Here is a 15,869-nt window from a genome sequence, read left to right on the forward strand (position 1 = left end):
TTTTAGGTAACGTGACTGAACAAGACATCAACCAACTCCTCGGCAAGCTGCCACAGCTCAAGCAGGAGATACAGAAAGTAATCGTGGGGCAGGAGGAAGTGCTCGACGAGGTGCTCATCACACTCCTGGCTGGTGGACACGGCTTGCTGGAGGGTGTGCCCGGACTGGCGAAGACCTTGCTCGTGCGTACTTTGGCAAATGCGATGGATTTGGGCTTCCGGAGAATCCAGTTCACACCCGACCTTATGCCAACCGATATCCTCGGCACCGAGGTACTGGAAGAGGACCACGCCACAGGCAAGCGTTTTTTTAAATTCAATGAGGGCCCAATATTCGCTAACATTGTGCTGGCCGATGAGATAAACCGGACGCCACCCAAAACACAGGCGGCTTTGCTGGAGGCCATGCAGGAGTACGAAGTGACCTACGCAGGCACCACCTATACCTTGCCGAAGCCTTTCTTCTTGCTCGCCACCCAAAACCCGATCGAGCAGGCAGGTACTTACCCGCTGCCGGAGGCGCAGCTGGACCGCTTTCTGCTGTATATTAAAATAAAATACCCGACCGAGTTGGAAGAGCTCAACATACTCACTAGCACCACAGGTACCCGGCAGGAGCAGGTATACCCCGCCATTTCGGGCGAGGAGATTCTGCAGCTGCGACAGCTGGTGCGGGAGGTGAGTATCAGCGAGGACCTGCTGACCTACGTTAACCAGCTAGTACGGACCACTCGCCCTGATACGACTTCGAGCGAGCACATCAAAAGCTACGTGCGTTGGGGGGCAGGCCCAAGGGCGGGGCAGGCACTTATTCTCACCTCTAAGGCGAGGGCCTTGCTGCAGGGGCGCTTTGCCGTGACGGCCGCCGACGTGCAGACGATGGCCTACCCTGTGCTGCGCCATCGTATACTGGTCAATTTCACAGCTGAGGCGGAGCGCATTACTCCTGACCAGGTGGTGGAAGAATTGCTGCAGCATATTAAACTACCCAAAGCTATATTGGCGTAAGCTTAGCAGAACTAAACAAGGTATAGTATGCGAGAAGAAATGGATGTTGTCAAGATAAGTGACGAGCAGCTCAGGGTGCTGCGCACTGTGCTCGGCGAGCGAATTTACTTCTTTTATGCAGACAGGCTGCAGGTGGAAGAGGCAGGCGGCAGCTTTTTGTTCTGGGCAAGCGGATTTGCACTGGCCATGTCCACGATCAACAGTGTGCCTGGCAAGTTCAGGACCTACATTAACATCAGCGCTGACTACCGGCTGTGTTCGCAGGATGCCACCACATACTACGAGTTCGAAGTGAACGTGAGCAGCGCCCCGCTTTGGCAAGAAGGGGCCCTGCAGTTCAGCAAACTCTCCAGTCTGCGTGTGTTCTCCGACCCTATCCTGATGATTGAGATTTACCAGAACTGCAACAGCACCGGTGAGAAAACCGTGCTGCACGACTGCGCCATGGTCTTTTATGCGCACGGCAAGAAAATAATGCTACAGGCGCGGCAGGAGCTGATCGGGGGTGTGGATATTATACTGGACGAGCATTTGATAGAATCACAGACCAAGAAACTCAAACTCCGCTGCACCCTTGTCTAAAGAGAAATTCATCGACCCGAAAGTACTGGCGACCATCAAAGACCTGCCGCTGCTGGCCAAAACGGTGGTCGAGGGTTTTTTGAGCGGTCAGAACCAGAGCTTGCGGCGGGGGGCCGGACTGGAGTTCAGTCAGTACCGCAGCTACCAGCCCGGCGACGACCTGCGCCAGCTCGATTGGAAAATGTTCGCCCGCTCCGATCGCTATTATATCCGGGAAGCCGAGGTGGATACTAACATCACGGTACGGTTTATCGTGGACGGCAGTGCCTCGATGGGGCACGAGGACATTAATGGCTTGTCCAAAATGGATTATGCCCGCTTTCTGGTGGCTTCGCTGGCCTATCTGGCCACCACCCAGGGCGATGCGGTGGGCTTGTATGTGCTGCATGAGCAACAGCTCATCAACTTGACGCCCCGCTCCGACAACATGCACCTGCAGCGTTTCTGGCACCAGTTGGCGGAGATAAAGCCCAGTGGACGCTTTCCAGACGTAGCCACGGTCCACAATATTTTTTCAGGACGCCGCCAAAAGGAACTGACCGTTTTTGTGACCGACCTCTACGAGCACGAGCATGAGATCACGGACCTCCTTTATAAGCTGGGGGCACAGCGGCATGAGTTACTCTTGTGCCATCTGATGAGCCGCAACGAACTGGATTTCAGCTTTGAGGGCACGCTCACTTTCGAAGACCTGGAAACAGGCCAGACCATGCAGGTAGGGACTGCCGAACAGCGCAAAACCTACCTCACCAAGCTGCAACACTGGCTGCAGCAAACCGAAAAAACCATGCGCAACCGCCAGATCGCCTACGACCGCTTCGTGACCGACGAGCCACTAGATAAGGCGCTGCGGGCGTTTTTGAAAAACAGGCTGGTGTTGGGGTGAATTGTGAATGAGTGAATAATTTCTAACTTCTAAAATTTCTAACTTTTTAACTGAATTGACCTTTCTCTCTCCCATCTGGTTATTTGCGGCGTCGGCTGTACTGGTTCCGATTGCGATCCACCTGTGGAACAGGCGGCAGGGGAAGACTGTGAAGGTTGGGAATCTGCGCTGGCTGGAGCCATCAGCGAGCAGGCGTTGGAGTAGTATCCAGTTAAGCGATGTGTGGCTACTGGTATTGCGTTGCTGCATCCTCCTACTTGTAGCGGTGGCTTTGGCGAAACCAGTTTGGGAAGGCGCTGCCACTTCGCAGCAAGCTCAAAAAGCTGTTTTAATCAGTCCCGAATTGTTGCATAGCACGGCTATCCGCCAAATAAAACCTACTGTAGACAACCTGTTGCAGCGTGGCTATACCTTGCACCGTTACACCTCCACCTTTGAAGTTATACCTGCCGAAGCCTGGCAGACGCTCAGCGGCAACCCAACGGACTCTGTGGTGAGCAGCGGCAATTACTGGGGTTTACTTCCGGCTTTAGCACAACGATACGACCAAGCAGAGGATAGTGTTTGGCTCTTTACCTCTGACCAGCAGCGGCATTTTAGCGGTACTCCAACTGCATTGCAAGAGAACATCCGTTGGGTACCAGTTGCATTGGAAAGCACAACCAACTGGGTACAAGCCGCATACTCCTTAAGCTCCGACAGCCTCTTGCTCATCACAGGCCACAGCAACCGCGAAGGCACTACCTATCATTCTGTGACAGTGGCCGCTCTTGCCCAAGAAACGAACATCAATGGCAGCTTGGTTAAATTGAGCCCAGAGGGAGATTCCCTTACAACACAGCAGGGCAACAGTGTGCCTCACAGAATTGAAATCAATAAAGAGCCTCTCCGCATAGGTATAGCCTATGACGAGGGGCAGCAGTCAGAAGTGCGTTACTTGCAAGCGGCTGTACAGGCGATTAGCCACTACACCGGTATCCCTATCGAGACGCAACAAATTTCTAAAACAACCCCGGCCGATACGTCTGCAGCTTGGCTGTTTTGGCTAAGCAGTGAAGAGGTACCCAGTACCTGGCTGGAGCAGGTTCAGGAAAAGGGCGCCAAACTATGGGTGCAATCAGCCTCGGAGCCAACGGCCACGACTGCGCAGCTGGCCTCGGCAGGTATAGAAAAAATCAGCATCCATCAGCTTGCAACAACAGGTATAGCCCCTAACAATGCCTACCCTATCTGGCAGATAACCACCGGAGAGCCTTTGCTTTCAGAGCAGCGGCTGGGCTTGGGCAAGGTTTATCATTTCAGAAGCGGCTTTGGGCCGGCATGGAGCCAACTGGGGCAAAGTACACAATTGCCTGAGCTTTTGCTGCCTTTAATTCTGCCAGAGCAAGCCGCCAGCCACTACGACGCCCGCGCCTTGGACGAAACGCAACTGAAGCCCGCCATGGTGCAGCCCATCAGCAAACAGGACAAGCAAGAAAGACAACAGTATAGTCTTATACCTTGGCTGGTGTTGTTAGCATTTCTCTTATTTTTAGCGGAGCGAATCATCACTTCCAAACGAAAAACCGCCTAATGCAGGACAGCCTCCATACCTTACAGCGCATCCGCCGGGAGTACATCCGGGCGAAAGTGTGGCTGCATACCTTGCAGGCGCTGGCCGTAGCATTGGTGGGAGCTGCCATCCTGTACAAGTGGCGACTGGAAGTGCCTTTGCTGGTAGCAGTGGCAGTTTCGCTTATGACGGGAGGAGTGCTATACCTGATCTGGGCCTGGCGCCATGTAGAACAAACCGACCTGCAGCAGGTGGCTCGTCACCTTAACCGCAACTACCCGCAACTCGAAGACAGCGCCGGACTTTTGCTTCGACCCGCTTCCGAACTCAACCTGTTGGAGCGCCTGCAACAGCAGCGGGTAGCCAGTCAGCTGCAAACCGCTATACCTGAAAAGCAGTCGGTTTTTCATCTGCAAAAGAAGCCGACCTACATGGCACTAGGCATCGCCTTGCTCATGGCGGCAGGTATAGCAGCACTGCCAGCCGCTTCCATCGCCGATTCTACCTCTTCGGGCCCCATGCAGCTCGACTTCCCCGACACACCCGCAGCAGTAGCCGACACGGCTGTTACGATTCAGAACATCGAAATCACGGTCACGCCACCTGCCTATACCGGCCGCAAACCTTATAAAGCAGAGCAGCCCAATCTGCGGGTGGAGCAGGGAGCTACGGTCGACTGGCGCATTGTAACCAACCGGCCTGCCCGCACTTTAGAATTGGTCCTGAACGAAGGAAAACCCATTGCGCTGCAATCTCAAAAAGGTCGCTATACCTTATCGCAGACATTCACAGAGCCTGCGCTCTACCACATTGCTATTAACGGGCAGAAGTCAGCCTATTATACCTTGGAGATCATTCCGGACGAAGCCCCGTCTATTCAAATCACGAAGCCCGAGCAGTACACCGAGATCCTGTTCGGTGACCCGCAGCGCGTCACCATCCGGGCCGAACTTTCCGATGACTATGGCCTGCGCGACGCCAACATGATTGCCACAGTGGCCAAAGGCTCGGGAGAAGCGGTGAAGTTTCGGGAAGAGAAGATTAGCCTCAGCTTTAGCGGACAGCGCCGCAGTTTCAGCGTGAACAAGACCCTCGACCTGCAAAAACTGGGCATGACCTACGGCGACGAACTCTACTTTTATGTGCAGGCATGGGACAACCACCGCGGCTATACCCGTTCCGAAACGTATTTTGTGCAGATTGAGGACACGACCATCGTGGAGAGCATGGACGACCTGACCATGGGCGTGAACCCCGTGCCGGAGTACTTCCGCAGCCAGCGCCAGATCATCATCGACACCGAAAAGCTGATCAAAGCGCAAAAATCACTGAGCAGGCCTGTTTTCGAGGAACGAAGCAACAATTTGGGGGTAGATCAAAAGTTGCTGCGGCTGCGCTACGGTAAGTTTTTGGGTGAGGAGTTTGAGTCAGGTATAGGTCCGGGCGGTGGTATACCGGAGGGCGAAGAAGGGCATAAGGAAGAGGAGCACTTTGCAGGCGATGGCCATGATCACCCCGAGTTCGAAGACCAGACCAGTGTGGAAGCCTTGCTCGACCCCTACCTGCACAAGCACGACCAAGAGGAGGCCGCCACTTTCTTTGAGCCTGCCGTGAAAGCAAAACTGAAAGGCGCTCTGGCCCAGATGTGGGAAGCTGAACTGCGGCTGCGCACCCATCGTCCGAAAGAGGCCTTGCCATACGAGTACAAGGCACTGCGCATGCTTAAGGAGGTGCAGCAAAGCACCCGTGCCTACGCCGCCAAAACGGGTTTCGACCCGCCGCCGCTCAAAGAACCCGAAAAGCGACTGACAGGCGACCTGAGCAAAATAAAAGCCCCCACGGAGCGTCGAACCATTGAGGCCGAAACCAAACTGCCGCATACCCGCGAAGCACTAAAGTGGCTGGAGCGCCAAAAGCAGGGCGACAGGTATAGCCAACAGGATGTGGCGCTTCTCGAGCGGGCCGGAAAGGAACTGGCACAAGAGGCGCTGGCCAAACCCGGTCGCTACCTCCGCGCCATGCAGGACCTCCGCACCCTCATCGCCGACATCAACGCGAATCGGGTGCTTTGTAAGAGTTGCCTGATGACGATAGAACGGGCCTGGCATGAATTGCTGCCACCAGCCAAACCATCGCCACAGAAGCAGGGCACGACGCGAAGCAAGCTGGCGAGAAGTTATCTCAAACAGTTATCAGAGTACAGTAACCAGTAAACAGTTAGCAGTTAATCTTACTTGCTGAGCCACATGATCCATCCTGAAAATCTTTCTTAATCCTAAAGACCCTGATTCAGACAATTAAATGGCCACCACCCTACCATACCTCCTCGCTATCTTATCCGTACTTTTGCTCGGCTGGCTGGCATGGCGGCGGCCTGACCGCAGGCGACTGGCATGGCGGCTATTGGCTAGCGCAGTGGCAGGTATAAGTCTGGTGCTAATACTTTTCCCGCCCACCTTCCAGCGGGCACTCGACCCAAGCATCGCTATTTTACTGACTGAGGGGTATGAAGTTGATTCGCTCGACATTTTGCTTGACAGGCTGGAGCCAAGGCCGCTGATCTATACCTACCAAACCAATTCCTCCAAAGCAGTTGCTATACCTGACCTCTATACCTTCCGCCTTGAAAATCCTCAGGTACAGACCGTGCATGTACTGGGCTTTGGATTGGCAGAACAGGAACTACAGGCCTTGCAAAACACGACATTGGTACCGCATTTGTCCCGTATGCCTGCCGGTATAGCCTCCATCACCTGGCCAGAAGCTATTACACTTGGAGAACCCATAACGGTGGCGGGACAATACACCCAGACACCCGACAAAGAAACCACCCTCTACCTGCAGGCCTTTGGGCAGGCACGCGACTCCATTACCTTAAAAGAAACTGGCCGCCATCCCTTTCAGTTGCGCTATACCCCGAAACAGGAGGGTAGCTATACCTACACGCTCATTGAGAAATCCGGCAACAAAACAGATACCCTCGGCCTGGTGCCTGTGCAGGTATACCCTGCCGCCAAGCCCGCCGTGTTGCTGGTGTCATCGTTCCCGCTTTTCGAGTTTAAATTTCTGAAAAACCACCTGGGGCAGTTGCAGCACAAAGTAGCCTTGCGCAGCACCGTCAGCAAGGGCATGCACCAGCGCGAGTGGCTGAACATGCCGCACACGGACCTAGGCCGCATCTCAGCCAGATTGCTGCAGCAATTCGATGTGGTCATTACGGAGCCGCAGGCCTTGCAGGAACTCAGCAGCATCGAGCGGACAGCACTGCAGCGATCCGTTACTGAAGACGGACTGGGCGTGCTGACCATCGCGGGCGAACAGCTGGGTAACCGCACGACGGCTTTCTTCACCAACTTCCAAAGCAAACGCTTGTCGCAGCAAGACACCCGCAACGCCCGCGCCCGCTGGACGAACGGTACCACGGCCACGGCTATACCTGCTTCGCCCTTTACTTTGGTCAGCAGCGAGGCGGTAACGGGACTGATAGAAGAGCAAGGCAACAACCTGTTGGCAGCTGGCCGCAGGGCAGGTTGGGGCACCGTGGCGCTATCGGTGGTGCCCCAAACCTTTAGCTGGCAACTCGAGGGCAAACAAAGCACCTACGCCAGCTACTGGGCGCATTTGCTTTCGTCGGTTGCCAAGCGGGAAGTGCAGGAGAAGTTCTGGCAACTGGCCAAACCACAAGTGCCGCAGCTTCACCAACCTGCTACCTTAAAGCTAACGGACTATACCTGGCGTGAGGCGAGCTCAGTCCCTGAAGCTACCATCAGGCATCTTACCGATACCACCCAGACAGGTATAGCCCTGCAACAAAGCATCTTCCAACCAGAGATGCACGAAGGCACTTTCTGGCCACGCCGCCTGGGCTGGCATGTGGTAGAAGCAGAGGGAGTAAAGCCATTCTATTTTCTGGTGCAGGACAGCACAGCGTGGACACACCAAGCCATACAAGGCAAGCGGGACGCGACGTTGCAGTTTGCCACGCAGCAGCGCAGCCCGAATTCTAAAAACACTACAGCCTATACAGAAGAGCAGGTTCCGGTAGTCTGGTTTTTCCTGCTGTTTGTGCTGAGCAGCGGTTTTTTGTGGCTGGAGGAGAAACTTTAACTAAATTGACAGCCAGATAATTTCGGGCTACAGGATGATCCCATTCAGGCTCTTCTTAACAAAATTGACTTAAAACCGATTTGTTCTAATTGGTTCTCATACTTCGAAAGTAAGCAGATGATTCCTCACCTTCTCAACCGCAAGCTTATCTGGTTTTTTCTGCTGTTGTTAAGCAGCTGTAGCCTGGAGTCACCGGTGCCAACAGATGTTGTGATAGAAGGGCGCATCACGACAGACGGCGGTGCCAAGCCAATGGCTGCTATGTGGGTTAAACTCATCAAGGATAGGCCTGTATCCCTCGATGTCAATGAGCTGACCACCAAAACAGACGACAAGGGCTTTTACCGCTTTAAATTCAAGGCCAACCACCAGCTTAATGAACGGGTTTATGGCTTAAGCTATAATATCTCTACTGCTGACAATGACCCCTATTTCTGCTCTTCGAACTATTTCCGGATCGGCCACTTACCCAGTGCCGACACCACACTCGTTTACAACTTTGATATCCCCCGCAAAACAGCGATCCATTGTGTCTATAACGACCCTGTTAAGGCCAGGGAATTTGAATTAAACACAATTTTTAAATTTACTTGCGGCCTGGTTTCGGACAGCAACAGGTTTATGAACTCTACAGGAGCGGCCAGTATGGTGTACACCGAGAACCCGCTCTATATACCGGCTCATACTCCCGTGATTGCCGTAACCAGAGGCATAGACCGGAAGCTAAATAAGGCGTTGGAGCAAATGGACACCATTATGGTGGCATACGGCACAAACTATACGCACCGCATCGAGCTCAGGTAGATTAAGTTGACAGAGACTTGGCCGCAAATGTATGGAGTAGCTGAATCAGGTCAGGTATACACTCCAGGTTAAGGGTGTGGCCCACCTTCGGCAAGATTTCCAACTCCCCATGCGGCAACGACTGGTACATGGCGCGGCCCATCTCCGGGGTGCAGAGCATGTCTTCTTCGCCGTGCACGACCAGCACCGGCACCTGTACCTTTTTGAGCGCTTCGAGGTAGTTACCGCTTTCTTCGGTGGCGCGCACCAGCTTGAGCAGCCGCTCCGGGGTCGGGCTCTGGCTCGTTTTGCTGCTTTTGAGGTTTTCTATTGTGATAATGGGGTTCAGGAAATAGCTGCGGCCCAGTACAAAAGGCAGCATTACGTCGAGCATCAGCGGATAACCGCCTGCCAGCAATGCCTGTTTCCAGCTGGCCCCAATCGAGTCGAAGAAAGCGTCTTTGTAAGGGAAGGTTGAAAGCAGCACCCCCCGCTGCACCAGGCCCGGAAAATTGACCAGAAACCGCTGCGCCACCGCACCGCCATAGGAGATACCCACCAGTGTGGTGTCGGCTGGCAGCTGCAGACTCCGCAGCAAGTCGGCCAGATCGGCGGCGTGTCCTTCAAAGGTACGGTGCTCCGGTCCTTCATCAGACTGGCCCTGAAACAACAGGTCCACCAATACTAACTGATATTGCTTGCCCAACGCGTGCACCAGCCCCGCCCAGGCCGCTGTTGACTGGGAAAGCCCGTTGAGGAACACCATCGCCTGCGAGGCTTCTCTATTTCCGTGGAGTTCATAGTGTAGTTCCAGTCCGTCAGGAAGGCGGTGTCTCATGGCAGTGCTTGTTTAGTGGAAAGAGTATGAACCAAAACTAACGGAAATTTCCAAAAAGCACCGTGTAAGGTATAGCCAAACCGTACCTGTATCAGGTGTAGGCACAGATTTTCGTGGTAAACTCCTTATGAAAACGGGCTGTTTGCGCTGCATATATAATATATAGGCTTTCACGATGCCAGTTGGCAACCGACACGTAGCCCATAATATGCGAATTAACAGGTATAGACAGCCTTAGCAGATCTCGCCTTCCAGCAGCGTTTGCTTGTCAGCGGCTTGCTCAGGTATAGCCATCGGCACGGTGAAGTAAAACCGGCTCCCCTGCCCCATTGTCGTGTCAACCTGGATCTTACCTTCATGCCGTTCCACAAAATCGCGGCAAAGCAACAGCCCTAAGCCTGTGCCCTTCTCGTTTACGGTGCCTTTGGTAGCCATAGCGGGTGTTTCCAGTTTGAAAAGCGTCGCCAGGATGTCCGCGCTAATGCCAGTACCCTGGTCTGCTACCGCAACGGTGACCATATGGCCTGGCCCAGCTTCCGCCGCTATTTTAATAAGCCCGCCAGGGTAGGAGAACTTGATGGCATTGTGCAGCAGGTTGCGCACCACAAAATCGAGCATGTGGGCATCGGCACGCACCTGCAGCGCAGATGGCACCTGCACCTGCCAGGCAATCTGTTTGGTGTCGGCGGTGTCTTTGAGCAGGGCCACGTTACGGTTCACCAGTTCGGCCAAGGGCAGCACCTCGGGTTCGAAGCGAACGTGATGGCCCGAGGCCGTTTGTGCCGACGACCATTGCAGCAGGTTCTCCAGCAAAGCCTGCAGGTTGCGCACCGAAAGCTGGGTATGCGTGGCCAGCTTCTGCATTTGGTCGGGCTTCATCTTATCCGAGAAATTCAACAGTATATTCAGAAAAGACTCCAGTGTGGCCAGCGGCGTGCGGATGTCGTGCGAAATGATGGAGAAAAAGCGATCTTTGAAGAAATTGAGTCGACGCAGCTTGTGTTCCGAAGCCTTGAGTTTGCGCACCGTGTCCTTCAACTCCTGCGTGCGATGCCGGAGTGCCGCAGTGCGGTTGGTCACCATCACTTCGAGCTCATTTTTCTGTTGCTCTATCAGCAGCTTCCGCTCCGTTTCTTTCTCTCGCTCCAGTCGCTCCTTTTCAAGTACCTTGGCATTGAGTTCGCCCGTCACGGTGTTGAGTCGATAGGCCAGACCCAGCGAAAACAGGACCACCTGCGCCACCATGCCAACCTGCGCCGCATACACGGTTACCAGGTTATCAGGCAGCAGATGGTTCTCCTTCAATATAAAGAGCAAAGCACCCACCACAAAAAACACATTGGCAATCAGGAAGTAGCGTGCGGGCTTGTAGCCTTGGCGCAAGGAGTTTATACCTGTTAGGATCATGGCCACCAACACCAGACCACCGATCAGACCGATCAAGCTAACACAGGCCTGCAGCAGGTCGAGTGGCGTGAAGTAAGAAAGTAGCCCCATACCCACAGGCAGAATATAAAGCAGAGCCAACAACATCAGCGCCTTGTCCCAAAGCGGCATGGTACGCTGGGTATTGAGGTAGTGTCGCGTAAACAGTACCCGGAACAAACCATTGAATGTCACGATGAAAGGGAAGCTGTGCGCGTTCCAGATCGGGGCATTGGGCCAAAGCAGTTCAATAGCGAAGCCATGGAAGAACATAAAGTACAGACCGGTGCCCAGCAGCGCCATCACGTAGTATAGGTAACTGCGGTCACGCACCGATGCGAAGAGCACAAGGTTATAGAGCGTCATCACCAGGATAATGCCGATAAAGATGCCCTGTCCGAACAGTCTGTCGCGGTTTGCGGCTTCTACCTGCTCAGGCATCAGCAATTGTACCCGCAGTGCTTGTGGCTTGTATAGATTGATATCGCCCTGCAGGCGCAGGTATAGGGTGGTTGTGCTGTTGGGCAGCAGTGCTAGCCGTATGTAGGGTTTATAGCCCGGCACGTCCCGCTCCCGAATGGGCAGCAGTTGCCCCGAGCGCTTTAAGGTATAGCCTGATTCGCTGAACTGATAGAGCTCTATGTTGCTCCAGTCGCCGGCATAGAGTAATCGCGTCTTTTCGCGGTGTGTGGGGTTGCGCAACACGACACGTACCCAATGCACCGTCTTACCCGGCTGCAGCACGTCCGAGATACTGTTTGCCGAAAAACGGGCGGTTCGGATCTGCTCAAGCAGCAGTGTCGCGCTTGGGTCGTGGTATACCTGCAAAGCCTCCGTTATGGCTTGCTGTGTGGCTGTCACTTCCACCGTGCTGGGTACCTGCGCACGGGTTTGCAGCGCTATTAAAACAAATAGCAGCAAGGTCAACAGCTTAGAAAAGCGGCAAATACAGCAGGTATAGCAGAGCACAAGCATACGTCAATTTACAAAAATATCTCCGTTATACTATACTTCTGAGAATATCGCATTTTGCCAGTGGAATCAAATTGCTATATTGAGCTCATATTCCTGACCAATTTCACTTACGCTTTAACTTATGGCCCGCCTTAAACTACTGATTGCAGAAGATGATGTGGTGATAGCCCAAAACCTGTCGCTTTCGCTGGAGTCGATGGGCTATGAGGTATGCCAGGCCGTGAGTTCAGGCGAAGAGTTGCTCTTGCAGGTACACCAGCACCGGCCGGACCTGATCATTCTGGACATCACCCTGGAGGGCAAACTTGATGGTATTGAGACAGCCGCACTGTTAGCCAAGGCTACCCAGGTTCCTTTTATCTTCATGACGGCCTTTTCGGACAGAGAAACCATCGACCGGGCCAAGCAAACCAACCCACATGCTTACCTGGTCAAGCCTTTCGACGCCCGCACCCTGCAAAGCAGTATTGAGCTGGCCATACACAATGCAGGTACCCGTCAGTTTCAACCCGTGCAGGCTGCCGCTATACCTGTCCAGACCACCGACACCGTAGAGGCCGACAATTTCCTGCTGCACGATGCCCTGTTTGTGAAAGTGCGCAACCGACTCGAGAAAGTCATGCTGGAAAACATCGTCTGGGCCGAAGCGCAGGATATCTACTGCAACATCAAAACCCGTACACACCTGCATTTGGTAAGCCAAAGCCTGAAAAACCTGGAGCAGCGGCTACCCGGGAGCCAGTTCATGCGCGTGCACCGCTCCTACATCGTACAGCTCACCGCTATCGAGGCCATCGAAGACAACAACATCCTCATCGGGGGCAAGCAGATTCCTATCGGCAACACACACCGCGACGCTTTGCTGAAGCGATTGCAAATTTTGTAAGTTGAGGAGTTGAGGATTTGAGGAGTTTAAGAGTTAGAAAGGTATAGCCCATTGGGATACCGACCTATCTGAATCGTTCATCCGACAATAGGCAATCTATAATTCAACCATTTAACCATTTAACCTTTAGCAGTTCAGAATACCCCACCTTTCCTCTCACCGATTTCACCTTAAATTATCCTCATTTGGCAAGTATAGGCTTCTGTTAATGTTTATTATTAGCTAATTTAATTCAATATTTCCTTAGCAATAATACCATTCGCACATGAATAGTCTGGCATCATCAGAGCTTGTAACGGCAGGTTGGGTACTCGTACTCGCCTACGCAGGCATTATCCTGTTTTTTGTGGTACGGGGTGCGCTGCGTATTCGCTCTATCTCCGACTATGCCCTCGGCAACGTAACGTTCTCGCCGGTGGCGGTAGGGTTGGCGCTGGCCGCATCCATGACGAGCGCCGCCACCTTCATCATCAACCCGGGCTTTGTAGCGCTCTACGGCATAAGCGGCGTTATCTCCATGGCGATCGCGCTGCCTGTTGCGGCGCTGGTATCGCTGGTGGTGCTCACCAAGGGCTTCCGCAAAATGGGCACCGCCGTAAAGGCCCAGACCATGGCCCAGTGGATGGGCCTTGTGTACAAAAGCCGCGGCTATGCCATGTTCTTTGCTTTTCTGTCGCTCTTGCTGATCACTTTTATCGTGCTCATTTGCGTGGGGCTTACCAAGGTGCTGGCTAGTGTGCTCAACCTGAACGAGCTGCATGTGTGTGTCGGCATTGTGGTGTTTGTGTTTGGCTATATGATGTTTGGCGGGGCCAACTCTATGGTCTACACAAACATGATCCAGGCAATATTTATGCTCATCGTGGCCTTCATCTTACTGGGCTCCGGCTATCAGCACTTCAGCGACGGGGTGCACGGCTTCCTGGACAAACTGGCTGCAATAGACCCCTTGCTGGTGGCGCCAAACAACCCAGAGAGCTTCCTTTTCCGGGATAACTTCGAAATCATTTTCTGCCAGATGATCATTGGCGTTGCCATTGTCTGTCAGCCACACATCATCACTAAGTCGCTGCTGCTCAAAAGCGAAAAAGACGTAAACTTATACCTGCTGGTCGGGGTACTGGCCGAAGCCTTGTTCTTCTTAGTCGTGTTTGCCGGTTTGTATGCCCGCCTGTCTTTCCCGGACCTGACCATAAACGGACAGCCCTTGCCTGTGGATGGCATTATGTCGGCTTACGTGGTGCGTGAGTTCCCCGTGTATGTGGGACTGTTGCTGGTGATCGGACTCATTTCGGCAGGTCTTTCCACCCTGGAAGGACTTATCCAGTCCCTCTCCATCACCATCACCTCCGATATTCTGACCCCGATCATAGGCGATAGCGTTACAGCCCGCGGTGTGGTCATTAACCGACTCGTGATTGTGGTTTTGGCGGCAGTCACTATCTGGCTCACCTTCGATCAGTTGCAGAACCCGAACCTGAGTGTGGGCATTTTTGCACAGAACGGGGTGTATGCATACTTCTCTGCGGCATTTGTGCCGGTGCTTTTTGGGATGTTCCTCCGCCGGGTGCCGCTTATCGCGCCGGTTGCCGCCTCCCTTACTTCCGTTATTGTGCATTTCAGTGTGTACTATGGCGGGCTCACTACCTATATGCAGGCCCCGGTGCGCAACCCAGGTATAGCCGCCGCACTGGCTATACTGGCGTCGGTGGCAGTAGGGCTTATTTTCTACTATGTGTTCCGTCAGCCTGCCCCTGAACCGGCAACTGAAGAAGCGTCACTTTTAACAGAACCGACCTATGAAAGTGAACTCAAGAACTAAGCTAATCTCAGCCGCTTTGTGCCTGCTGTGCCTACACACGGCCTGCCAGTCAGCGCAGCCCGCCACTGCTTCTGCAGGCATGGACCACACCGCTACAGCCAGCACTGAGACAACACCTATGGTGCCAGCTGTTCCCGACCCTGTTTTTGAGGGATTGCGCTACAGGTATACAGTTAATAAAATAACGTTGCCAAACGGCACCCGAGTAGCCTATACCGACGAGGGCAAGGGCGCAGAGACCATCCTATTTGTACACGGATTGGGCAGCTACCTGCCGGCATGGGACAAGAACGTGGCTGAACTAAGCCAGCATTACCGTTGCATCGCCCTCGATCTGCCAGGTTACGGCAAATCCGACAAAACAGGTATAACCCTAGGCATGGCCAGCTATGCGAATGATATACTGGCTCTGATGGATGCGCTCCAACTAAAACAGGTCACGCTGGTGGGTCACTCCATGGGAGGCCAGATTGCCATCACCACTGCCCTGAAAGCCCCGCAGCGCATTAAAAAACTGGTGCTGGCAGCGCCTGCAGGCTTCGAGACATTCACGGAGCCACAAAAGCAGCTCTTCAAGATGACGGTTACGCCCGAGACCGTGCAGCAAACCACGCCAGAACAAGTGACGGCTAACTTCAAGGCCAATTTTCACCAAATGCCTGCGGATGCCCAGTACATGGTCGACGATCGTCTCCAAATGGCGGAGTCAGCCGAGTTCGGGGCTTACAGCGTAGCTGTAGCGGGTAGCGTGGCCGCGATGGTAGATGAGCCAGTATACGAGCAATTGCCCCTGGTGCAGGTACCGACTTTAATCCTCTTTGGGGCGCAGGATGCCCTTATACCGAACCGCTACCTGCACCCTAACCTGACCACCCAGGCGGTAGCCGAAGCAGGTCATCACCGCATACCCAACAGCCAGCTGCTGATGATACCTGAAGCAGGCCACTTTCTGCAATACGAACAAGCCAAAGCATTTAACAAAGCTATCCGGGACTTCCTGAAATAG

At 53.7% G+C, this 15,869-nt stretch carries 12 protein-coding genes; 10 read left to right on the forward strand and 2 right to left on the reverse strand.

What is annotated here, in order from left to right; all coding sequences use genetic code 11:
- The first annotated feature begins 11 nt into the window (after positions 1–11).
- The 7 genes from H9Q13_RS09075 (at position 12) to H9Q13_RS09105 (ending at position 8,938) form a co-directional block, all read left to right on the forward strand.
- Positions 12–1,007 (forward strand): AAA family ATPase, encoded by a 996-nt coding sequence (locus H9Q13_RS09075; protein ID WP_191183482.1) that lies wholly within the window; start codon positions 12–14, stop codon positions 1,005–1,007.
- Between the two features lie 27 nt (positions 1,008–1,034).
- Positions 1,035–1,589 (forward strand): hypothetical protein, encoded by a 555-nt coding sequence (locus H9Q13_RS09080; protein ID WP_191183483.1) that lies wholly within the window; start codon positions 1,035–1,037, stop codon positions 1,587–1,589.
- A complete protein-coding gene (locus H9Q13_RS09085; protein ID WP_191183484.1) occupies positions 1,582–2,475 on the forward strand; it encodes a DUF58 domain-containing protein in 894 nt (297 codons plus the stop codon). The genes H9Q13_RS09080 and H9Q13_RS09085 overlap by 8 nt, the downstream gene beginning before the upstream one ends.
- 55 nt (positions 2,476–2,530) lie before the next feature.
- Positions 2,531–4,048: a BatA domain-containing protein gene (locus tag H9Q13_RS09090; protein ID WP_191183485.1), complete on the forward strand. Its 1,518-nt coding sequence runs from the start codon at positions 2,531–2,533 to the stop codon at positions 4,046–4,048.
- Complete coding sequence (locus H9Q13_RS09095; RefSeq protein ID WP_191183486.1) at positions 4,048–6,240, forward strand: DUF4175 family protein; 2,193 nt, start codon at positions 4,048–4,050, stop codon at positions 6,238–6,240. Before H9Q13_RS09090 ends, H9Q13_RS09095 begins: the two co-directional genes overlap by 1 nt.
- Positions 6,241–6,328: 88 nt before the next feature.
- Positions 6,329–8,134 (forward strand): hypothetical protein, encoded by a 1,806-nt coding sequence (locus H9Q13_RS09100; RefSeq protein ID WP_191183487.1) that lies wholly within the window; start codon positions 6,329–6,331, stop codon positions 8,132–8,134.
- Positions 8,135–8,251: 117 nt separating this feature from the next.
- Entirely contained in the window at positions 8,252–8,938 is a 687-nt protein-coding gene (locus H9Q13_RS09105) for a hypothetical protein (protein ID WP_191183488.1), read from the forward strand.
- A gap of 1 nt (position 8,939) precedes the next feature.
- On the opposite strand, the gene H9Q13_RS09110 is transcribed toward H9Q13_RS09105, so the two are convergent.
- A complete protein-coding gene (locus H9Q13_RS09110) occupies positions 8,940–9,755 on the reverse strand; it encodes an alpha/beta fold hydrolase (protein ID WP_191183489.1) in 816 nt (271 codons plus the stop codon).
- A gap of 234 nt (positions 9,756–9,989) precedes the next feature.
- Positions 9,990–12,101 (reverse strand): sensor histidine kinase, encoded by a 2,112-nt coding sequence (locus H9Q13_RS09115; RefSeq protein WP_224744180.1) that lies wholly within the window; start codon positions 12,099–12,101, stop codon positions 9,990–9,992.
- A 175-nt stretch (positions 12,102–12,276) separates the two neighbouring features.
- Between H9Q13_RS09115 and H9Q13_RS09120 the strand changes: the two genes are divergently transcribed.
- The 3 genes from H9Q13_RS09120 to H9Q13_RS09130 all read left to right on the forward strand — a co-directional run bounded on the left by H9Q13_RS09120 (position 12,277) and on the right by H9Q13_RS09130 (position 15,869).
- Complete coding sequence (locus H9Q13_RS09120) at positions 12,277–13,041, forward strand: LytR/AlgR family response regulator transcription factor (RefSeq protein ID WP_191183491.1); 765 nt, start codon at positions 12,277–12,279, stop codon at positions 13,039–13,041.
- Between the two features lie 265 nt (positions 13,042–13,306).
- Positions 13,307–14,863, forward strand: a complete 1,557-nt coding sequence (locus H9Q13_RS09125; protein WP_191183492.1) for a sodium/pantothenate symporter — start codon at positions 13,307–13,309, stop codon at positions 14,861–14,863.
- Positions 14,841–15,869: an alpha/beta fold hydrolase gene (locus tag H9Q13_RS09130; protein WP_191183493.1), complete on the forward strand. Its 1,029-nt coding sequence runs from the start codon at positions 14,841–14,843 to the stop codon at positions 15,867–15,869. Before H9Q13_RS09125 ends, H9Q13_RS09130 begins: the two co-directional genes overlap by 23 nt.

The sequence above is a fragment of the Pontibacter aquaedesilientis genome, from assembly GCF_014773225.1.
Lineage (GTDB): Bacteria > Bacteroidota > Bacteroidia > Cytophagales > Hymenobacteraceae > Pontibacter > Pontibacter aquaedesilientis.